We start from the raw sequence: 20,310 nt of genomic DNA, 5'->3' as shown, positions 1-20,310 counted from the left end.
TAAAGTCATGGAAACACAGATTCGTGTGTTGTAGATCATGACTTCATGGAGGCGCAGATGTTTGCCGAGGAAAGACACCGGCTAATCACTGATCAGTTGGCGAATGCCGGGAAAGTAACCGTCGCTCAGCTGGCCCAGCGCTTCGAGATCACCGCCGAAACGGTCCGCCGCGATCTGGCCCAGATGGAATCAGAGAACCTCTTGCGCCGGGTGCACGGCGGTGCGGTCGCGGCCAGCGAGGCGAGCACCCGCGAGGAAAGCTATGTAGCCCGCACTGCCATCCACGCCGAGGCCAAGGCCCGGATTGCCCAGCGCGCGCTGAGCCTGCTCCCGGTCTCCGATGCCTCGGTCATTCTCGATGCGGGAACCACCACCGAGATTCTCGCCGAACGCATGGTGAAAACCAACGCAGGGTCGGGGCTCGTGGTGATCACCCACGCGCTGCCGATCGCCACCGCGCTGATGCAAAGCCCGCAGATTGCCTTGGAAATGATTGGCGGACGAGTTCGCGGAATCACCGGCGCCAGCAGCGGGGCGCGCACCGCACAGGAATACGCGAACTACCGCGCAGACATTGCTTTTATCGGAACCAACGGCCTGCATGCCGGCTTCGGGCTGAGCACCCCGGACCCGTTGGAAGCCGCCGTCAAAACGGCGCTGGTCGCCAGCGCCCGCCGGGTGGTCCTCCTGGTGGATTCCTCGAAATTCGAGCAGGAAACCCTGGTCCGCTTCGCGCGGCTGGACCAGGTGGACACGATCGTCACCGATCACGCCCCGGAAGCCGAGCTGTCCCGCGCCCTGGAACTAGCCGAGGTAGAGGTAGTGGTCGCATGATTATCACCCTGACCTGCAACCCGGCCCTGGACAAGACCATCGAGCTGCTGGATCCGCTGGCCCACGGAGCGGTCCAGCGCGCGGCCAGAAGCCACACCCAAGCCGCCGGCAAGGGAGTCAATGTTTCCCGGGCGATCTCGATCGCCGGTGCCCAGAGCCTGGCATTGCTCCCCGGAGCGGCCAATGACCCCTTGATCGCGGCGCTGCGCGGCGACGGGCTTGAGTTCAAGGCGCTGCCCATCGATGGGCCCTTGCGCACCAACATCGCCATCACCGACCCGGACGGCACCACCACGAAGATCAACGAATCGGGTCCGGTGCTCACGGCCGAGGCGCTGAACGCACTGAGCGCGCTGGTGCTGGAATCCGCTGGCGCAGCCCAATGGGTGGTGATGGCCGGCTCGCTGCCACCGGGAGCACCCGCAGATTTCTACGCCCAGCTCACCGCGGCACTGCGCGATGCGCTCGGGGTGAATTGCCCGAACATCGCCGTGGACACCTCCGGTGAACCGCTGCGCCAGCTCTTTGCCCACGGCCCAAGCCACGTCCCGGATCTGATCAAGCCAAATGCCGAGGAACTGGCCGAACTGGTGGGCTCGCAGCTCACCGAGGAGCAGCTCGAGGCCGACGCCGAGCTGACCGCGAGCACCTGCCGCGACCTGCTCGAACGCGGGGCCGGCGCGGTGCTTGCCACCCTCGGAGCGCACGGCGCCGTGCTGGCAACGGGCCAGGGCGCCTGGCATGGCTGGCACCAGCCGATCACCGCCCGCAGCACCGTGGGCGCCGGAGACTCTTCGCTGGCAGGCTACCTGCTAGCGGCCATCTCCGGGGCAGCACCGGATCAGTGTCTTGGCTCCGCCATCGCCTACGGCGCCGCGGCGGCTTCACTTCCCGGCTCAACCATTCCCGCACCATCCGATCTCACCGTGGACGCCGTCACCGTTCTCGCACTAACCCCAAGGCAAGGATCATAGCTATGAGCGACCTGATCACCACCCAGCTCGTCACCCTCGACGCGCACTTGGGCACCTCGACCTCCGAGGTCATCAACCATCTGGCGCATTTGGTGGCCCAGGCCTCCCGCGCCACCGACGCCTCGGCTTTGGCCGAGCATGCGCTGGCCCGAGAAGCCAAAACGGCAACCGGCGTCCCCGGGGGCATCGCGATCCCGCACTGCCGTTCGGCGGCCGTGACCATCCCGACCCTGGCCATGGCGCGCCTGGCCACCCCGGTGGACTTCGGAGCCAAGGACGGCCCGGCGGATCTGATCTTCTTCATCGCCGCCCCGGAAGGCGCCGACAAGGATCATTTGAAGCTGCTCTCCAAGCTGGCCCGCGCACTGGTCAAGAAGACCTTCACCGGCGCCCTGCGTGAAGCCAAGAGCGACGAGGAAATCGTCGCACTGGTCTCCGCGGTGATCTCCGATAGCCCCACGGTGCCTGCCGCGGCGGGCACCGCACCTGCCGCGCAGCCCGAAGCGCCGGCTGCTACCGCGAAGGTCTCCAAGATCGTTGCGGTCACCGCCTGCCCCACGGGCATCGCGCACACCTACATGGCGGCCGACTCGCTGGCGCAAAGCGCCGAGGAGCTCGGCATCGACTTCGCCGTGGAAACCCAGGGCTCCTCCGGCTCAACCGCCTTGGACCCGGCGGTTATCGAAGCCGCCGACGCGGTGATCTTCGCGGTAGACGTGGATGTGCGTGACCGCTCGCGTTTCGCCGGCAAACCGGTGATCCAGGTTCCCGTCAAACGCGGCATCGACGAGCCGGAAAAGCTCTTGCAGGATGCCATCGCCGCGGCCACCGATCCCAACGCGCGCAAGGTTCCCGCCGGCACGGCCGCCGCGGAATCCGAACAGGGCGGCGGCAAGCAAGGCTTCGGCGCCGACCTGAAGCGTGCACTGCTCACCGGCGTCTCCTACATGATCCCGTTTGTCGCCGGCGGCGGTTTGCTGATCGCCTTGGGCTTCCTGCTCGGCGGTTACGACATCACCGACGTGGCCGATCAGTATCTGGCGGAGACGACGCTGTTCAATCTGCCGGACGAGGGGCTCCTGGCCTTCCTCGGCGCGGTCGCCTTCAAGATCGGCGGGTTGTCCATGGGCTTCCTGGTGCCGGCGCTGGCCGGCTACATCGCCTATGCCTACGCTGACCGTCCGGGCATCGCCCCTGGTTTCACCGCCGGTGCGGTGGCCGGGTTCATGGGAGCCGGATTCCTCGGCGGTATCGTCGGCGGTCTGATTGCCGGGCTGGCGGCACGCTGGATCAGCTCGTGGAACGTTCCGCGCTGGCTGCGCGGCCTGATGCCGGTGGTGATCGTGCCGCTGCTGGGCTCGATCATCGCCTCGGGGCTGATGATCCTCTTCCTCGGCGGTCCGATCGCAAAACTCACCGAAGCCTTGAACTCATGGCTTTCGGGCATGTCGGGCACCGCCGCGGCAATTCTTGGACTGATTCTCGGCCTGATGATGGCGGTGGATCTGGGCGGACCGGTCAACAAGGTCGCTTACTCCTTCGCCGTGGCAGGACTGGGAGCCGGCTCGATTACCGATAATCCGGCACCGCTGATGATCATGGCGGCGGTTATGGCCGCGGGCATGGTTCCACCACTGGCCATGGCGCTGGCCACCGCGGTCTCCCCGAGGCTCTTCACCGGGGCCGAACGCGAAAACGGCAAGGCTGCCTGGCTGCTCGGTGCCGCGTTCATCTCAGAAGGGGCGATCCCCTTCGCCGCGGCGGATCCGCTGCGCGTCATCCCGGCCTCGATGGTCGGCGCCGGGGTCACCGGTTCGCTGATCATGACCTTTGATGTGGTCAGCCAGGCACCGCACGGCGGAGCCTTCGTCTTCTTCGCGATGAACAACACTTGGCCGATGTTCTTGCTGGCAACGCTCATCGGCACGCTGGTTTCCGCGGCGCTGGTGATTATCTTGAAGAAATTCGTCCGCAAGTCCGCGACGCCGGGCGTAGAGAATGCGAAGGTCGGCGCATGAGCACCCACAGCGTAGAAAAGTTCTCCGGCGTCGGGGTCAGCGCGGGCCGGGTCATCGGCACCGTGCGGCGCATGCCCGATCCGATCAGCGCCCCGGCCGACGGCGCCCCGTTTGCCCCGGGGGCCAGCGTGGAGAGCGAAACCGCCCGCCTGGCCGAGGCCACCGCGGCGGTCGCGGCACAGCTGAAGGAACGCGCGGCGCATGCCACCGGAGACGCGCAAGCGGTGCTCAAGGCCACCGCGCTGATGGCCAGCGACCGCAGCCTGCTGAAGTCCGCGACGAAGCTTGTCGCCTCGGGCACCTGCGCCGAGTCGGCGCTTTGGGAAGCCGCCGACGCGGTGGCCACCCAGCTTGCGGCGCTCGGCGGCTACATGGCCGAACGCGCCGGCGACGTGCTGGATGTGCGGGCGCGCATAGTGGCCCAGCTGCGCGGGGTCCCCGCCCCGGGAATCCCCGATTCAGACGAGCCCTTTGTGCTCGTTGCGGTGGACCTGGCGCCGGCGGATACGGCCACCCTGGATCCGGCCAAGGTCTTGGCCCTGGTCACCAGCGACGGCGGCCCGCAGTCCCACACCGCGATCATCGCCCGCTCCCTGGGCTTGCCTGCCATCGTCGCGGCGAGCGAGACCACCGCGCTGCGTGATGCGGACCGGGTGTACGTGGACGGCATCGACGGGCTGGTGGTGCGCAACCCCACCGAGGTCGAGGTCGCCATCGCGCGCACCTACGCCAACCGCGAGCAGCTGCCGGACTTCGACGGCAGCGGTGTGCTGGCCGACGGGCACCGCGTCCCGCTGCTGGCCAACGTCGGAAGCGGCGAGGACGCGCAGGCGGCCGCCGCGGCCGGAGCCGAAGGCGTGGGCCTGCTGCGTACCGAGTTCTGCTTCCTGGGACGCGAAAAGGAACCTTCCCACGAGGAGCAGGTCGCGGCCTACGGTGCGGTCTTCGCGGCGTTCGCGCAGCAGAAGGTCGTGGTGCGCACGCTGGATGCCGGCGCCGACAAGCCATTGCCATTCCTCACCGATGCCAGCGAGCCGAACCCGGCCCTCGGGGTGCGCGGCTACCGCACCGATACCACCAGTCCCGGCGTGCTGGCCCGCCAGCTCACCGCGATCTCCGAGGCGGCCGCCGCCCACCAGGCCGAGGTCTGGACCATGGCCCCGATGATTTCCACGCCCGCCGAGGCACAGGATTTCGCGGCGCTGGTCGCCGAGGCGGAGCTGCCCACCGCCGGGGTGATGATCGAGGTGCCCTCGGCCGCACTGCTGGCCGAGCGGATCCTGGAACGCTGCGATTTTGTCTCCATCGGAACCAATGACCTGACGCAGTACACCATGGCCGCCGACCGGCAGCTGGGTTCGCTGGCGGAACTCAACGACCCCTGGCAGCCTGCGGTGCTGCACATGGTCGCGGCCACCTGTGCCGGGGCGCAAGGCGCCGGGGCCAAACCGGTAGGCGTGTGCGGTGAAGCCGCGGCGGATCCCGCGCTCGCGGTGGTGCTCGTGGGTCTGGGAGTCAGCACGCTGTCGATGAATAAGCGTGCGCTCGCTCCGGTAGCGGCGGTGCTGCGCACCGTGGACCTGGCGGCCGCGCAGGATTTGGCACGCCTCGCCTTGCAGGCGGCCTCGGCGGATGAGGCTCGCGCTCTGGTGCGCGCGCAGCTGCCCGAACTGGACCGTTTCGGACTGTAACCGAAGACCTAAGTACTTTAAGCTTACGAATACCACCGATCAGAAGGAGCCATCATGGCAGAACGTACAGCAATCATTGGAAGCCGGGTCGGCCTGCATGCCCGTCCGGCTGCAATCTTCGCCGAAGCCGCCGGTGAGCTTCCGGTTGAGGTCACCATCGCGCTGGAAGGAGAACCTGCCGAGGACGCGCTGGATGCCTCGAGCATCCTCTCGCTGATGGGGCTGGGAGCCGAATACGGCACCAAGGTAGTGCTGCGCGCCGAAGGCGAAGGAGCCGAGGCCTCCCTGGAGCAGCTGGTCACGCTCCTGGAAATTGACCACGACTCCGAGTAGCCAAGGCTTCTCTGCTTAGCCCCGTGCCGCACCCGTCAAGGGTGCGGCACGGGGCTTTTGCGTGCACCCGAATTTACTGATTGACAAAATTCAATCAGTGGCTGGATGATGGGATTTACACACGTTTATGCAGGAGCACCCGTGAGCAGATTGCAGGCCTCGGTGCTGCGTCTAGTCAAGCCATTCACCCAGCGGGATTATGCGCTGCTCATCATGCGCGCTGCCGCGCAGCCGGCTGCGCAGAGTTAGCCGTGAAATTCGCGCCGTGGGGCGTGGCAGCTTGGCGCCAGCGCCATGGGAGGTGGATGGTTGAAGGATGAGTTCGTTCTCCCGTCACTCCTACCGCTTTTCCGCGCTGGCTATCGCCATCGCCTTGCTTGCCGGCTGCGCCGCACAGCCCGCGGCGCAGCCGACACCCGCCGAGCCAAGCCCCGAAGCCGTGGACTGCGCGGCCACCAAGTGCGCCGCGCTGACCTTTGACGATGGGCCCGGAAAGTTCACCGACAGGCTTTTGGACGAATTGGGCGCGCAGCACACCCCGGCCACCTTCTTCGTGCTGGGCAAAAACGTCAAGAAGCACCCGGAAGCCCTGGAGCGCATGGTCCAAGAGGGACACCAGATCGGCAGCCACACCTTTGACCACAAGGATCTGACCACGTTGACCGCCGAAGGCATCGAGCAGGAGGTGCAATGGACCGAGGAAGCGATCGAAGAGGCCGCCGGGGTGCGCCCCGCTATCCTCCGCCCGCCCTACGGTTCCCACGGCGCGGTTTATGACCGGCTGGTGCCCTACCCGCTGGTGCTGTGGGATGTGGACACGATGGATTGGCAGCATCATGACCCGAAAAAGACCGTGGAAATAGCCATGGAGGAGGTCAGCCCCGGCTCCATCATCTTGATGCACGACATCCATGAAAGTTCGGTCCAGGCCGTGCCGCAGCTGGTGGAAGAACTTCGGCAGGCGGGCTACACCCTGGTGACCGTCGAGCAGCTTTTCTCCGGAACCGAGTTCAAGGATTCCAAGGCCTATGACAAGCGCAGCATGCCGCACAGCCAATAGGTTCCGCTATGGAGCCTGCTCGGCGTAGAGCCTGAGCTGATCGAGCATATCTCCCTCGGCCTCGCGCACCGAGGCGGCAAGCTCTTCGCATTGCTCAACGGTGAGGTCCGGATTGATCACCGCCACCTGGAGCACCACTTCGGTGTATCCGGCATCGTCTTTCAGGTCGAAACGGTAGGAGAGGCCATCTGGATTTTCGGAAGTGTGCGCCACCAGCAGGCGGTTCTCGATCAGGTCGTGGATCCGGTAGTGGCGTTCGTGCTTGCCTACCCGATAGATCAACTGCGTGCCTACGCGTAGCTGCACGTCATCGCAGTGCATGGTGGCGATGCCCGGCATCCATAACGGGGTGGCTGCCCAGTCGGTCAGCAGTTCCCAGACGCGGTGCACCGGCAGGTGAATCACCACGGTGCTTTCAAAGACGCTGAACTGGCTCATAACGGCATCGTCCCACCAATCATGCGATATGGAAATAGCAGGATCCATTTTTCCGCTCCGGCCTGCCGGTTTCGGCGAGCAAAAAACCGACCCGTCCACGGCGCACCATGGGCGGATCGGCTTCGTGCTGGGGGATCTGGGTTTACCAGTCGTCCTCGTCATCGGCTTCGGAGGTCCCCAATTCGGGTTCCTGCTCCTGGTCGAAGTTGTACCAGGCTTCGGTGAAGCCCACCATCTCGTCCAAGGCTTCTTGCTGATCCTCGTCCAGCGCCTCAAGCGCTTCGTCGTTGTTCAGGATCGCTGTCACCGCAAGGAACGGGTGGCGCTCAAAGTAATCCAGTGGAGTGGCTCCCCGATTGAAGGTCAGGTCTTCACTCTGCGCAAACAGCTCAATGTATTGCCCCACGGCGCCCGGCAATCGGGTCAGCGAGATGCCGGATAGGGATTCGTTGTAGATTTCGGCAGTGGCATCGGCCCACTGCTCAATGAGCTCTTCGCTCATTTGTGCCATCTGATTCTCCGCCTTGGTGGGTTGGGATTGGATTGCTCTCGTATTCCGTAGGAATTCAGCTTAAACCGTCCCACGGGGCATGCCAAGGCGATAGGAGTGGGATTTATCATTGCCCGCGTGCGCACGCCACGCCATCGGCAGAAGGCCCGGTCCTCCGCGGCAGCTTTCGCATCGCTCGGGAGGCCGGTTTCCGGGTGCCTGACAGAGGTTAAAGCGCCCAGCGAGCGCCGTCGGGGCACTCGCTGGGCGCTGCGCCTTGGAGCCGCCTAGTAGGCCTTGACGCCCTGCTCCACGATCAAATGGATCAACGCAAAGGTTTTCTCTCCGTCGATTGCGGCGAGCGCCGCTTCGACTGCCGCGGGAACGTCCGCGTCCTTTTCGACGCGCGCCCCGTACCCGCCGAAGGCCTGGGCCATCAGCGCGAAGTCCGGGTTCTGCAGCTGCGTGCCGGAGACGCGGCCCGGGTACTGGCGTTCCTGGTGGGTGCGGATGGTGCCGTACTGCTGGTTGTCCATGACGATAACCAGCGGGGTGGCGCCATACTGGGTGGCGGTGGCCAGCTCCTGGCCGTTCATCATGAATTCGCCGTCCCCGGCGATGCTGACCACCTGGCGTCCCGGGTAGGACAGCGAAGCGGCCACCGCCGAAGGGATGGAATAACCCATCGAACCGTTACGCGCCGAGAGCATCGAGGCGTAGCCGTTGGTGGGGAAGTAGCGATGCGCCCAGTTGGTGTGCTCGCCGGCCCCGAAGGTCACCATGGCATCTTCCGGGAGGGAATCGACCAGGTTGGCCATGAGAGTTGCCATCCGGGCTTGGCCTTCCGCCGGAACCGCCGAAGGCAGTTGGGCGAACTTCTCCTGCTCGCCGCGCATGCGGCCAGTCCATGCGCGCCAGGAATCCTTGACCTTCAGATCCATGAGCATCAGGTCGCGGACGAAAACGTCGGGCTTGGCCACGATCTGGTGCGAGACGGGCCCCGAACGGCCACGCAGCGAGGGGTCGATGGTGACCAGGAAATTCTTCTTATCCCAGTTCTGGCGGATGTTGAAGCCATCGGTAATCACGTCTCCGGGCACGGTGCCTACGAAGATGAGCAGGTCCGTTTCTTCAAGCAGGTCATAGGTGGGCTTGGGACGGCCGTACCCGATGGGCCCCACATATGACGGGGAGTTGAACGGTACGGTTCCTTCGCAACGCCATTCGGCGGCGGCCGGCAGGTCGTGCTCTTCGAGCCAGCTGGTGAAGTTTGCCGCCCCCTCATGGGACCAGTCGTTGCCGCCGAAAATGAACAGCGGCTTATCGGCTTCCTGCAGCGCCTCGTTCAACGCCTTCCAGTCGGTGACCGTCATGCCGCCGGTAGCGACAGGGATCGCAGGGTGCACCTCCGCAGGCACCTGCCGGGTGATGATATCTTCGGGCAGTCCGACCACCACCGGGCCGGGGCGTCCGGACATGGCGGCGAACATGGCTTCGGCGACGATTTCCGAGGCGCGATCGGGGTGGTCCAGGATCATCACGCGTTTGGCGCCGGTACCGAACCAGGCCTTTGGATCGAATTCCTGGAAGGCCTCCTTGCCCCGGTGCTCGAAGGGAATCAGCCCCACGAAGAGCACCAGCGGAGTGGAGTCCTGCCACGCGGTGTGCAAACCGACGTGGGCGTTCGCGGCACCCGGGCCACGGGTGACCATCGCGATTCCAGGGCGCTGGTGCATTTTGCCATCGGCTTCGGCCATATAAGTGGCTCCGCCTTCATGGCGGCAGACGATGGTGTCGATGGCCGAGTGGTGCAGGCCGTCAAGGACGTCGAGGTAGCTTTCGCCCGGTACGACGTAGGCGCGCTCCACGCCATGGGCCGCAAGGGTGTCGACAATGACGTGTCCGGCCGACTTCATTGTCGACGGCTGACCATTTTCACTCATCTTTTAGGCGTCTTTCTATCGAAAACTTGGGGGACGCGCATACGAAAAAAGGTGCCACAGAGGCACCGGATGCAACGTTGCGTCGTCCTGAAACAGTACTCGAGTCCACGCAGCATCGCACAAGATCCATGGATTGCTACGCAAATATGACAGACTGCCCAGCGATCATTCATATCGCTCGTCAAATTGTCCATAAAATTACGGCGGGTAGGTCAGTGTGTTCCATCACAGCAACCAAGGGTAAATCGGGCAGGTCGCACCGCACTTCACCCGCAGCCTGCCGGGCCGCGCCTCGGATGCCCCGCAACCGTCGAGGCAATCACCGGGCAAGCTTCATGTGTTTGACGACACACCGCTATCACCAATAGCCTGTAGAACAACAAAAGTTTACTTACGGTAATCTCGATTGCCCGCCCTCACAGAACACAGGCCACCTTCATGGAATACATCAACGGAATAATCGTTGCAGCTTATTTGGCGGCAATGCTGCTCTTCGGATGGTGGGGAAAATCGCGCACCAAGAACAGCAGCGACTACCTCGTAGCCGGACGTCGGCTAGGCCCCTTCCTCTACACCGGCACCATGGCGGCCGTCGTGCTCGGCGGTGCCTCCACCGTGGGCGGCGTCGGATTGGGCTACAAATGGGGCATCTCGGGAATGTGGCTGGTGGTCGCCATCGGGGCCGGAGTCATCCTGCTCTCGCTCTGCTTCGCGCCGACATTGCAAAGGCTCAAGGTCTTCACGGTGTCGCAAATGCTGACCCTGCGCTACGGCAGCAAGTCGGCCACCAATACCTCGGGCATGGTCATGCTCGCCTACACCCTGATGCTCTGCGCGACATCCACCAGCGCGTACGCGACGATCTTCGTGGTGCTCTTCGATTGGGAGAAGTGGCACGCCATCGCCATCGGCGGCGCGATCGTAGTGGTCTACTCGACTATCGGCGGCATGTGGTCAATCACCCTGGCAGACCAGGTGCAGTTCATCATCAAAACGATCGGCATCTTCTTGCTGATGCTGCCCTTCGCCTTGAACGCAGCCGGCGGAATGGCTGGCATCCGCGAACGAGTAGATGCCGAGTTCTTCAGCTTCACCGGCATCGGGTTGCAGTCAATCATCACCTACTTTGTCGTCTACACCCTTGGGCTGCTCATCGGCCAAGACATCTGGCAACGCGTATTCACCGCGAAAACTCCCAAGGTAGCCCGTTGGGGCGGCACCACCGCCGGGATCTACTGCATCATTTATGGCGCTGCCGGAGCGATTATCGGCATGGCTGCCCGGGTAGCCCTACCGGACATCGCTGGGGCAGATTCCAACCAGGATGTGGTCTATGCCGAGGTTGCAACCCAGTTGCTTCCGGTTGCTGTCGGCGGCTTGGTCATGGCCGCCGCGGTGGCTGCGATGATGTCAACCGCTTCCGGCGCATTGATCGCCGCGGCCACCGTGGCACGCGCCGACGTCACACCCTTTGTTGCCAGCTGGTTCGGCAAGACCGTCCAGGCCAACTCCGACGAAAATCCGGAGCATGACGTGCGCGCAAACCGCATCTGGGTCCTGCTCCTCGGCATAGTCACGGTCTCGCTGGCGATTCTGGTTGATGATGTGGTCGCTGCACTCACCATCGCCTATGACATTCTGGTCGGCGGTCTGCTGGTCGCCATCATTGGCGGGCTGATTTGGAAGCGCGGAAACGGCATCGGCGCCGCGGTCTCCATGGCGGCCGGTACAGTCGTCACCCTGGGCACTATGATCGTCTTGGAGATCCAGGCCGAGGAAAAATTCGCCGGCGTATACGCAAATGAGCCGATCTACTACGGACTAATTGCCTCAGCGCTGACCTTCGTGATCGTCTCCCTGCTCACCCGACCCACCTCGGCGCAGGTCATCGAGCATTGGAATCAACGAGTAGCAGGCAAGATCCAGGACGCTCCGGCCAGCACTACGGCACAGGAGTCAGCACTCTAGACCAGTAGGCAGCATCGGGGCGAACCCTCGTATTCGAGTCCCGCGCTCAGCCGTGAACGTCGCTGAGCACGGGGCTTGTTTTGTTATTCGACATCCAGCGCCACGGAATAGGCTGCGCAGGAATCCAGGAGGGCCATGAAATTATGAGTTCACAATTCAGCAGGACGCGTCTTTGCCGTACGGGAACTTGGAAACGGCAGTTTTGCAGCGTTGGAATCTCGGCATCTTTATCGATCCCGCCAAATTGAAACCCTTTATTTCCGATCTGTCGTTAATGCTCATATTTTCATCACCTGAAATAGTAGGTGCGGCAGCTGCCCTAGGCCGAGCATGATGATTGCCACGGTGAGCATGATGATCAGCTTGCTGGTGGTGCTGGCGTCGTGGCACCTTAGCGGTAATGCGCAGTTTTTTGGTCTTTAGCGGCGCACAGCGATTAAAGACCAAACTTCTGTGCGTTAATGCTCACCATGCACTAATGCACAAGATTCTGCTCATTAAAGTCACCGACCTACTAAAACGCAAAAATCAGTACATTATGATGTCATTGGGGTTAATTCACGATAAAATGGGCTTTAAGAGAAAGGCGGGCGCATGCGAAACGACCCCAAAGCCATAGGAAGCACCTTGCGCAAACAGCGCATCGACCTCGGACTGAGCCAAGAGGACGTCGCCGACCAGCTCGGCATCTCCCGCAACACCATCAGCGCGATCGAAAACGGCAAGCTCGGCAACGCCAACATCCTGCTCGAAATCATGTCCCTCCTCGGCCTGGATCTGCTCATCGCCCCGCGCCACTCCGGCGAAACCAACGCCATCCGCAACAGCATGGCCCGCAACGCCCGCAGCATCCACCACCGAGTCAAGAGGAGCTGACGTGGCAGACCCGCAACTGGCACTATGGCTCGACGGAGTGCACACGGCCACCATCACCGATCACGGCTTCGGCACCATATCCCTGCAGTACACCCCCGAAGCCCAAAACAGCAGCGCACTGCTGTCCACCAAGCTGCCCATCCGGGAAGAACCCTACCCCTGGGTCGAATGCGTCCACTTCCTGGACGGCCTGCTGCCAGAAGACGACGTCCGCAAAATGCTCGCCGACAAGGCGAGAATCCCGCATGATGATACCTTCATGATGCTCGGCGCCTACGGCAAGGACTGCGCCGGCGCCGTCCAGGTGCTCCCCCTGGGCGAAGAACCCAACAACGAACCGCACGAAATCCGCTGGACCACCGACGAGGAAGTGGCCAAAGCCATCGCCAGCCTGCCCACAGCACCCCTGGGCATCGGCATCGACAGCTCCATCCGGGTGAGCCTGGGTGGGATCCAAGGCAAGCTGCTCGTAGTCCGCGACGGACCCCGCATCGGCATGCCCCTGGACGGCAGTCCCACCACCCACATCCTCAAACCCGCGCGGCTGAATGAAGACGGCACCGAACAATGGCCGTCCATCGCCGAGCTGGAACTGTTCGGCCTGAGACTGGTCGAAGCCTCCGTGCGCCTGAGCCGCTCCAAACGCCAAATCGCCGCCGCCGCCGAAGTCATCACCGTCCAAGGCCGCAAAGCAATCCTGGTTGAACGCTACGACCGCGACGCCCAATCCAAACCGGTGCGGCGCATCCACCAGGAGGACTTCTGCCAAGCGCTCGGCATGAAGCAGAAGTACCAGAAACCCGCAGAGAACTCCCCGACGCTGAAGCTAATCGCCCAGGTGCTCACCGACAACGCTTCAAATCCTCCGCAAGAGCGAGAACTGCTGCTCAAATACCTGACCGTGAATCTGGCCTTGGGGAACTGCGACATGCACGCCCGGAACATCGGGTTGACCATCGACCGCGGAACCGTGCGACTGGCGCCGGCCTACGATGTGGTCCCCACCGCCGCATGGGCGCACGCCGACCGCGAGCTGTCCCTGCACGTAGGCGCCGGTGCGCACATCGACGAGGTCAATGGAAGGCATCTGATGGATGAAGCGGCCTCCTGGGGTGTCCCTTCGAAAATTGCCGCCAGGCAGATCCGTACCGCCCTGGGAGAGATGCTTGATGCGCTCCCGGCGCTCATCGAGCAATCGCGCGCAGAAGGCTGGTTCACCCCCATGATCCTCGACGTTGCCGATGACACAAGAAAACGCATCGGCCGGCTCACTCCGCCAAGTGCCTAGCGAGAAGGGAGCTGGCCCCCAGTTCCCCACTCACTTCGCGCACGCCCGCATCGAGAGGAGACTCGCCTGGTTCAGGCTTGCCACCCGGGACCATGAAAGTTGCCGTACCTCGTTTGCGGACTGCCAGAACCTGCCCGGCCTCGTGCCCGGTAATGCCCGCTGACAGTAATCTGTTCTGGAATTCGAGTTTCTTCTTGATCCACCCACGGACCGGGTGTGCATGTTCGGAGAAACCACCATGCCCGCCATCCAATCCTAGAACTTCATCTTGGGGCGCCTGAATCCCACTACCAACACGTCTTAGGTTCGAGCGCACGAAAAAAGAGCCGTCGCAGTTCATCAATCAATGAACTGCGACGGCTCCCAAATGTCTAGGAATTAATCCTTAAGCAGATCGTGGCGCACGATGGTCTGATCGCGGTCCGGACCCACGCCGATGGCGGAGATCCGCGTGCCGCTGATCTTCTCCAGGGCCAGGATGTAGTTGCGCGCATTCTCTGGCAAATCTTCCATGCTCCGCGCCTCGGAGATGTCCTCGGTCCAGCCCGGGAAGTATTCGAAGATCGGCTTCGCGTGGTGGAACTCGGTCTGCGTCATCGGCATCTCGTCGTGGCGCACTCCGTCAACGTCATAGGCCACGCAGACCGGAATCTGCTCAATGTTAGTGAGCACATCCAACTTGGTCACGAAGTAATCGGTGAAACCGTTTACGCGCGAGGCGTGACGGGCAAGCACGGCGTCGTACCAGCCGCAACGGCGCGGGCGACCGGTGTTCACGCCGAATTCGCCGCCGGTGGTCTGCAGGTAGATCCCCATCTCGTCGAACAGCTCGGTGGGGAAAGGGCCTGCGCCCACGCGGGTGGTGTAGGCCTTGATGATGCCGATCGAACGGCTGATGCGGGTCGGGCCGATGCCCGAACCGACCGAGGCGCCGCCTGCGGTGGGGTTCGAGGAGGTGACAAACGGGTAGGTGCCGTGGTCAACGTCCAGGAAGGTGGCCTGGCCGCCCTCCATGAGCACCACCTTGCCCTCGTCCAGCGCGTTGTTCAGCTCGAAGGTGGAATCGATCATCAACGGGCGCAGGCGATCGGCATAGGACAGGAAGTACGACACGATGTCCTCGACGATCACGGTGCGCCGGTTGTAGATCTTCACCAGCAGTTCGTTCTTCTGGCGCAGCGCGCCTTCGACCTTCTGGCGCAGGATCGACTCGTCGAAGACGTCCTGCACGCGGATGCCGAGGCGTCCGACCTTGTCCATGTAGGCGGGGCCGATGCCGCGGCCGGTGGTGCCAATGGCACGCTTGCCCAGGAAGCGCTCGGTGACCTTGTCCATGGTCTGGTGGTATGGAGCCACCAGATGGGCGTTGGCCGAAACGCGCAGCTTCGAGGTATCGGCGCCGCGGGCTTCGAGTCCATCGATTTCTTCGAAGAGCGCTTCGAGGTTCACCACGCAACCGTTGCCGATGATCGGAGTGGCATTTGGCGACAGGATGCCGGCTGGAAGGAGCTTGAGCTCGTACTTCTCACCGCCGACGACCACGGTGTGCCCGGCGTTGTTGCCGCCGTTTGGCTTGACTACATAGTCGACGTGTCCACCGAGCAAATCGGTAGCCTTGCCTTTGCCTTCATCGCCCCACTGGGCTCCGACGATCACGATTGCTGGCATGGGATCCTCCCCCTTGCATAAAGCAGCGGTTACGGCGCTCTTCACGCCGTCCCGGCACGGTGCCGGGCAAAAAATATGCCCCTGTACTTCTCACTTGGCCCAATGGGCTCAATGTAAGAGTTAGGGGCTCTTACGACCAAAGTTTACCGAAACGATTAGGGAATCTCGAGCTCAGCGTCACGGTGTCGTCCCCGCCGGCCATATGCGACGACGAGAAAGGCTATTCCCGCGAAGGCCACGGCAATGGAAACAACGTACAAGCCGATGACTCCGTATCCCTGATCCGGGTCGAGGAAGGGATAGGGGACCCACCCATCGACGGCCCCGCGAACCAGCACCACCCCGGTCCAGAGCAGCGGGTAAAGCAGGAGCACCGGTACCGCCGTGTAGGGCAAGGCCTTCCGCTCCTTAGCCAAGAGCCAATCGGCCAGAACCAGGATTGGGCCGAGAATATGCATCACCCAATTCGCCCACGGCAGCGGCACCCCGCCGGCAGCTCCCAAGGGCGCCAGCAAGGTGATATAGATCAGCCCGACGGCCACCATGCACATACTGGCCAAGGCCCGAAGGCCCACAACCCAGCGTGGTACCGCGGCGCCCTTGGCTAGGCCCATCGCCCCGGCGACGAGCCCGACGCCTACCACAATCAGGTTCGACTGGATCGTGAAGTAGCCAAAGAAATTCATCGCTTGCACCGGGCCTCGCGACGCGGTGTCCGCATAAGTGGCCAAAATAGCGCCCAGGGTGACCAGCGCCCAGAGGATTCGAGCGAGGTTGAGATAGCGCACGGTTTTTTGAGGCGTCTTCACCTTCGAAGATTATCGCCTAGCGCTGCAGTATCCAATGGCTCTAGCTAAGCGACCTGTACATTCCGGAAAATTACCGGACCCAGGAATCGCCAATGGCACCCGTTACGGTGCAACAATAGCCCCAGAACCAACCGAGGGCTTGACTCTCACACGGTGTCAGGGCGGAGAACTTAAAGCATGTTATCCATTGGAGCGTTTGCGCAGATCGGTCAGGTGACTCACCGGATGCTTCGGCATTGGGACACCGCCGGGCTGCTTGTGCCCGCCGACGTGGACGAGTTCAGTGGCTATCGCTCGTATGATCCGGCGCAGCTAGAACGCCTGCACCGGATCGTTGCGCTGCGGCAGCTTGGTTTTGGCTTGGAAGATATCTCGCTGATTTTGGATCAGGGAGTAGATGTCGACCGCATTGCGGCCCTGCTGCGCGTGCGGCAAGCCGAAGTCGAAGCGGAACACCGGTTGGCGACCTCGCGGCTGCGAGATGTCGCCCGGCGTCTTGACCTCATCACCAAGGAGAAACTCATGTCTCACATCGAGATAATCCACAAACCCCTGCCTGCGGTGCGTCTAGCGGCCGGCCGGTTTTCCGTTAGCGAACAACCCGAAATTGCCGGATCCCTCGGCCCGTTATTTGACCAGGTCGCAGGCGCACTTCGAGGGGCTTCGCTGACCACCCCGATTGCGCAGTACACCGGGACCGAAAACGGCGTGGACGTGATAGCCGGGTACCTCAGCGATGCCCCGCCAAGCGATGAATTTGAGATCATTGAGCTTGAGGAAGTACCCGAGGCGATTTGCGGGATTCACCTCGGCCCCATGGATCGAATCCATGAGAGCTGGCAAGCGGTGCATGGCGAAGTGCTTGCCCGTGGGCTCGTTCCAGCCGGCCCGTGCCGCGAACTTTATGTGCGCGCAGAGTCCGAAGACCAGACCGATTGGGTGACCGAGCTTCAACAGCCGGTCACCGATGCAAACCGCTAATGTTTCACCGGGGGCTTCTGCTGCGAGCTCAGATCCATTGCAGGGGCAGCGGGACATCATTATCTTCCTTTTCCGGATGGCCGTAACGCCAGGCACGCTGCGCGATCAACAGCGCACCGAGCATCAGAAGCAAAGCCACCGCAAATTTCAGTGGTTCAAAAACGCTCAGCACGCTGGCAACCACAAGAATCATGGTATTTCTGCGGTATATTCGCGCTACGTCCCGGGCCTGCGTCTGGATAAAGACTCCCACACTCAGCCGATAGGCCAACGTTATGACTAGCTGCAAGAACAGTGCCGAAACATCTGCGAACAGCGACTGTCCAAATAAGGCAACCGCCCCGGACAGCGCGAACAGCGTCACTTCGAGTATATGTCTCAGATCCAGCCACGCTCTTCGGCCAGCAACACCGCTTGCTGGCGGGTAGCAACATTCAACTTAGCCAGAATCGCAGAGATGTAATTGCGCACGGTTCCGGGGGCAAGGCCGAGTGCCCTGGCGATCTGGCTCGTGGATTCTCCACGCCGGCCCGCGCGCAACACGTCCAGTTCCCGCTCGGTCAACGGGCTGCGCTCCTCGCTCAGCGCATCGGCGGCAACCTCGGGGTCGACGTAGCGTGCGCCTGCCGCGACGCGGCGGATGACCTCGGCCACCTCGTTGGCGCTTCGCGACTTCGGGAGGAATCCGGCGACGCCGGATGCCAGGGCCCTGCGCAACACCCCGGGGCCGGCATGCCTGGTCACCACAACACAGCGGGTCGCGGCCAACGTACCGCTCAGCCGGTCGGCTACCTGGACGCCGTCAAGTTCTGGCATTTCCAAATCGAGCAGGCAGATATCTGGCTTTAGTTTCTCTGCCATAACAACAGCCTGCGCACCGTCGGCGCATTCGGCAACCACTTCGATGTCGTCCTCTAAAGACAACAGGGCCGCCACCGCCGAACGAATCATTGCCTCATCATCTGCGATTAATACTCGGATCATCATTGCTCGTCCTTAGGACTCATCGCCGGCACCAGCACTACGACCGTGAACTCATGTTTTCCACGTTGCACCTGAACCGAGCCAGCGGCTTCGGCCACCCGGCGGCTGATCCCCTGCAGCCCCGATCCATCCGCACCATCCTTGGCAGCTGCTGCAACATCATTAGTGATCTCGTAGCGCCATTGGTCTTCCTCGCGCCTCAACGACAGCTGTGTGCGCTTCCCGCCGCCGTGACGGAGCACGTTGGTTGTCGTTTCACGAATGATCGGCCCGAGAGTGGCGGCCGGTGCCGAGTTTGCCTCGGCAGACACCACGGCATTAACCGAAGTTCCGGCAGCCCTGAGCAGGTCAACCGCATTATCGATCTCGTCGCGCAGCGGAACACCACGGAAGCGCATGGCCAGGTCTCGGGTGCCCTGCTGGGCTTCGGCGACGCTTGACCTGGCCAGCCGCAGCTGTTGCAGCGCCGCCTGCGGGTCACGCGCCAGCAGCCGTTCGGAGAGTTCGAGCTGCAACGCGATCACCTGCAGGTGATGGCCCTGCAGGTCATGTACGTCGGTCGCAACCCGCAGCCGCTCTTGGGTGGCCCCCAACCGTGATTCCGCCGCCCGGGCGCGGTCAAGTGTGGCAAGCACGTCCCACCACCACAGTGAGCTGACGGTCATCGCTGGCAACACAATGGTCGCGATTCCCAGTGTCCACCAGCTGTCCCCCTTGGCGGAGGACACCGCTGGCAGGTCGATAAACCACAGCCCTCCAAGTAATACCAGCGTGGTGATGACCAAGCGCATGCGCACGCCGCGAGGCCAGTTGAGCAACATCAGCGATTGCACGATGGGCAACGCGCCCACCACCCAAAGCCCGCTGCTCAGACCCGCCACCAGCGCAAATACCGCGCTGATGAGTAGTGGAAGCAGGATGCTGCGCCATTGCGCTGCGGCTCCGGCAGTTTCATCTCGGCGCCGGTATTGCATCAGCAAGGGAATCGTCGCGGCGCACCACACCAGTCCCCCAATCGACATGATGGCCATGGAAGCAGTGCCCTTGTCCAGGTTGGCCAGCGCGCCGACCCATAAGAGCAGGATCGTGAGCTGAAACATCAACAAGGCGGCCACCGTGTACCACCAAGTGGCGGTGATTCCCGTACTCAGCCTGCGCGAACCAATCGATCCGGGGCCAAAGTTCTCAGTCGGATCGGCAGGTAAAAGAGCACTCATTTCTTCAGTATACGGGGATGACATTTGTCATCGCCCATACATGCAAAGCTCCCTGTCACAAGTGACATTTAGACACTTACCGTGGCACCGAAAACGCGATGAAATTGTATTACACACACATCCAGTGACCCACGACAGGAACAATAATGAACCTCATCGAATCCTTCCAGAACCTCATCTCCCAAGTTCCAGAAATCGTACAGCCACTGATCGTCGCCCTCGCCGGCGCAGTGCCCTTCATCGAAGGCGAAGGTGCGGCAACCATCGGCATACTTGGCGGAATTAACCCGGTGGCCGCCGCCATCGCCGCCATCATCGGCAACTTCATCTGTGTGGCGTTGCTAGTGCTACTGGGTTCCGGTGCCCGCACCGCACTGGTCAACCGCAAACGAGCCAAAGAACCTGTCGCAGTAAATGGTGCCAACCGCACCGAAGACGCACAGCTCCACGAAAGCATTGCGCCGGTAGCCGAGGACAGCGAACGCAAAGCCAACCGCCGCATGAAATTCCAGCGCGCATTCGAACGCTACGGCGTGCCAGGGGTGAGCTTGCTCGGCCCACTGCTGCTGCCAACGCACTTCACCGCCACCATGCTCGCTGCCGTCGGCATCAACAAGGCACGCATCCTCATCTGGCAGGCAGTCGCAATCGTCGGCTGGACCACCGTGCTGTCCATTTTCATTGCCAGCGTAGTCAACGTCGCAGCCTAGGAAAACCCGGCCAGGTCAGTGCACACGG

At 62.7% G+C, this 20,310-nt stretch carries 20 protein-coding genes; 11 read left to right on the top strand and 9 right to left on the bottom strand.

Translation table 11 applies throughout. The features are described 5' to 3' along the window. Nucleotides 1-57 precede the first annotated feature (57 nt). The 6 genes from ACT3UQ_RS00790 (at nt 58) to ACT3UQ_RS00765 (ending at nt 6,910) form a co-directional block, all read left to right on the top strand. Nucleotides 58-834: a DeoR/GlpR family DNA-binding transcription regulator gene (locus ACT3UQ_RS00790; RefSeq protein WP_096286019.1), complete on the top strand. Its 777-nt coding sequence runs from the start codon at nt 58-60 to the stop codon at nt 832-834. Beyond that, the gene (locus ACT3UQ_RS00785; protein WP_105553537.1) at nt 831-1,808 is read left to right on the top strand and encodes a 1-phosphofructokinase family hexose kinase; all 978 of its coding nucleotides are present in this window, start codon (nt 831-833) and stop codon (nt 1,806-1,808) included. Before ACT3UQ_RS00790 ends, ACT3UQ_RS00785 begins: the two co-directional genes overlap by 4 nt. A gap of 2 nt (nt 1,809-1,810) precedes the next feature. Next, nucleotides 1,811-3,826: a PTS fructose transporter subunit IIABC gene (locus tag ACT3UQ_RS00780; protein ID WP_096285723.1), complete on the top strand. Its 2,016-nt coding sequence runs from the start codon at nt 1,811-1,813 to the stop codon at nt 3,824-3,826. Continuing rightward, nucleotides 3,823-5,517: a phosphoenolpyruvate--protein phosphotransferase gene (ptsP, locus tag ACT3UQ_RS00775; RefSeq protein ID WP_444636344.1), complete on the top strand. Its 1,695-nt coding sequence runs from the start codon at nt 3,823-3,825 to the stop codon at nt 5,515-5,517. The genes ACT3UQ_RS00780 and ptsP overlap by 4 nt, the downstream gene beginning before the upstream one ends. A 54-nt stretch (nt 5,518-5,571) precedes the next feature. Beyond that, a complete protein-coding gene (locus tag ACT3UQ_RS00770) occupies nt 5,572-5,850 on the top strand; it encodes an HPr family phosphocarrier protein (RefSeq protein ID WP_096285728.1) in 279 nt (92 codons plus the stop codon). Nucleotides 5,851-6,166: 316 nt separating this feature from the next. Then, complete coding sequence (locus tag ACT3UQ_RS00765) at nt 6,167-6,910, top strand: polysaccharide deacetylase family protein (RefSeq protein WP_444636343.1); 744 nt, start codon at nt 6,167-6,169, stop codon at nt 6,908-6,910. 6 nt (nt 6,911-6,916) lie between these two features. On the opposite strand, the gene ACT3UQ_RS00760 is transcribed toward ACT3UQ_RS00765, so the two are convergent. The 3 genes from ACT3UQ_RS00760 to ACT3UQ_RS00750 form a co-directional block, all read right to left on the bottom strand. Further along, the gene (locus ACT3UQ_RS00760) at nt 6,917-7,348 is read right to left on the bottom strand and encodes an SRPBCC family protein (protein WP_444636342.1); all 432 of its coding nucleotides are present in this window, start codon (nt 7,346-7,348) and stop codon (nt 6,917-6,919) included. 142 nt (nt 7,349-7,490) lie between these two features. Continuing rightward, nucleotides 7,491-7,859: a hypothetical protein gene (locus tag ACT3UQ_RS00755; RefSeq protein ID WP_444617127.1), complete on the bottom strand. Its 369-nt coding sequence runs from the start codon at nt 7,857-7,859 to the stop codon at nt 7,491-7,493. A gap of 266 nt (nt 7,860-8,125) precedes the next feature. Next, nucleotides 8,126-9,781 carry a thiamine pyrophosphate-dependent enzyme gene (locus ACT3UQ_RS00750; protein ID WP_096285736.1) on the bottom strand — a complete coding sequence of 552 codons (1,656 nt, stop codon included), beginning with the start codon at nt 9,779-9,781 and terminating at the stop codon, nt 8,126-8,128. Nucleotides 9,782-10,219: 438 nt separating this feature from the next. On the opposite strand from ACT3UQ_RS00750, the gene ACT3UQ_RS00745 reads away from it, so the two are divergent. The 3 genes from ACT3UQ_RS00745 to ACT3UQ_RS00735 all read left to right on the top strand — a co-directional run bounded on the left by ACT3UQ_RS00745 (nt 10,220) and on the right by ACT3UQ_RS00735 (nt 13,913). Beyond that, complete coding sequence (locus ACT3UQ_RS00745; RefSeq protein WP_105569788.1) at nt 10,220-11,749, top strand: sodium:solute symporter; 1,530 nt, start codon at nt 10,220-10,222, stop codon at nt 11,747-11,749. A 594-nt stretch (nt 11,750-12,343) separates the two neighbouring features. Further along, nucleotides 12,344-12,625 (top strand): helix-turn-helix domain-containing protein, encoded by a 282-nt coding sequence (locus ACT3UQ_RS00740; RefSeq protein ID WP_096285740.1) that lies wholly within the window; start codon nt 12,344-12,346, stop codon nt 12,623-12,625. A gap of 1 nt (nt 12,626) precedes the next feature. Next, nucleotides 12,627-13,913, top strand: a complete 1,287-nt coding sequence (locus tag ACT3UQ_RS00735; RefSeq protein ID WP_105569789.1) for a HipA domain-containing protein — start codon at nt 12,627-12,629, stop codon at nt 13,911-13,913. On the opposite strand, the gene ACT3UQ_RS00730 is transcribed toward ACT3UQ_RS00735, so the two are convergent. The 3 genes from ACT3UQ_RS00730 to ACT3UQ_RS00720 form a co-directional block, all read right to left on the bottom strand. Then, complete coding sequence (locus ACT3UQ_RS00730; RefSeq protein ID WP_146113365.1) at nt 13,894-14,253, bottom strand: NUDIX domain-containing protein; 360 nt, start codon at nt 14,251-14,253, stop codon at nt 13,894-13,896. The two genes, ACT3UQ_RS00735 and ACT3UQ_RS00730, sit on opposite strands and share 20 nt — an antisense overlap. Before the next feature lie 38 nt (nt 14,254-14,291). Then, nucleotides 14,292-15,581 carry an adenylosuccinate synthase gene (locus tag ACT3UQ_RS00725; protein WP_105569790.1) on the bottom strand — a complete coding sequence of 430 codons (1,290 nt, stop codon included), beginning with the start codon at nt 15,579-15,581 and terminating at the stop codon, nt 14,292-14,294. A gap of 155 nt (nt 15,582-15,736) precedes the next feature. Continuing rightward, nucleotides 15,737-16,390, bottom strand: a complete 654-nt coding sequence (locus tag ACT3UQ_RS00720) for a Pr6Pr family membrane protein (protein WP_146113366.1) — start codon at nt 16,388-16,390, stop codon at nt 15,737-15,739. A gap of 177 nt (nt 16,391-16,567) precedes the next feature. Here ACT3UQ_RS00720 and ACT3UQ_RS00715 point away from each other — a divergent pair, with 177 nt between their 5' ends. Continuing rightward, nucleotides 16,568-17,371 (top strand): MerR family transcriptional regulator, encoded by an 804-nt coding sequence (locus ACT3UQ_RS00715; RefSeq protein ID WP_105553550.1) that lies wholly within the window; start codon nt 16,568-16,570, stop codon nt 17,369-17,371. Nucleotides 17,372-17,399: 28 nt separating this feature from the next. Here the strand turns inward: ACT3UQ_RS00715 and ACT3UQ_RS00710 are convergent, their stop codons facing one another. From ACT3UQ_RS00710 to ACT3UQ_RS00700, 3 genes are read right to left on the bottom strand one after another with little or no spacing between them, the layout of a single operon-like run. Further along, nucleotides 17,400-17,735: a hypothetical protein gene (locus ACT3UQ_RS00710; RefSeq protein ID WP_105569792.1), complete on the bottom strand. Its 336-nt coding sequence runs from the start codon at nt 17,733-17,735 to the stop codon at nt 17,400-17,402. A 14-nt stretch (nt 17,736-17,749) separates the two neighbouring features. Continuing rightward, entirely contained in the window at nt 17,750-18,355 is a 606-nt protein-coding gene (locus tag ACT3UQ_RS00705) for a response regulator transcription factor (RefSeq protein ID WP_096286021.1), read from the bottom strand. After that, nucleotides 18,355-19,572, bottom strand: coding sequence for a sensor histidine kinase (locus ACT3UQ_RS00700; protein WP_105569793.1), 1,218 nt, complete (start codon nt 19,570-19,572; stop codon nt 18,355-18,357). The genes ACT3UQ_RS00705 and ACT3UQ_RS00700 overlap by 1 nt, the downstream gene beginning before the upstream one ends. Nucleotides 19,573-19,718: 146 nt before the next feature. On the opposite strand from ACT3UQ_RS00700, the gene ACT3UQ_RS00695 reads away from it, so the two are divergent. Continuing rightward, on the top strand, nt 19,719-20,282 hold the full coding sequence (locus tag ACT3UQ_RS00695) for a small multidrug efflux protein (protein ID WP_105553552.1): 564 nt from the start codon (nt 19,719-19,721) through the stop codon (nt 20,280-20,282). Nucleotides 20,283-20,310: the final 28 nt, after the last annotated feature.

Source organism: Glutamicibacter sp. AOP12-B1-11, from assembly GCF_052379245.1.
Taxonomy (GTDB): domain Bacteria; phylum Actinomycetota; class Actinomycetes; order Actinomycetales; family Micrococcaceae; genus Glutamicibacter.
Note: the sequence above shows the minus strand (reverse complement) of the source record. Positions and strands in the feature narration are given on the sequence as shown.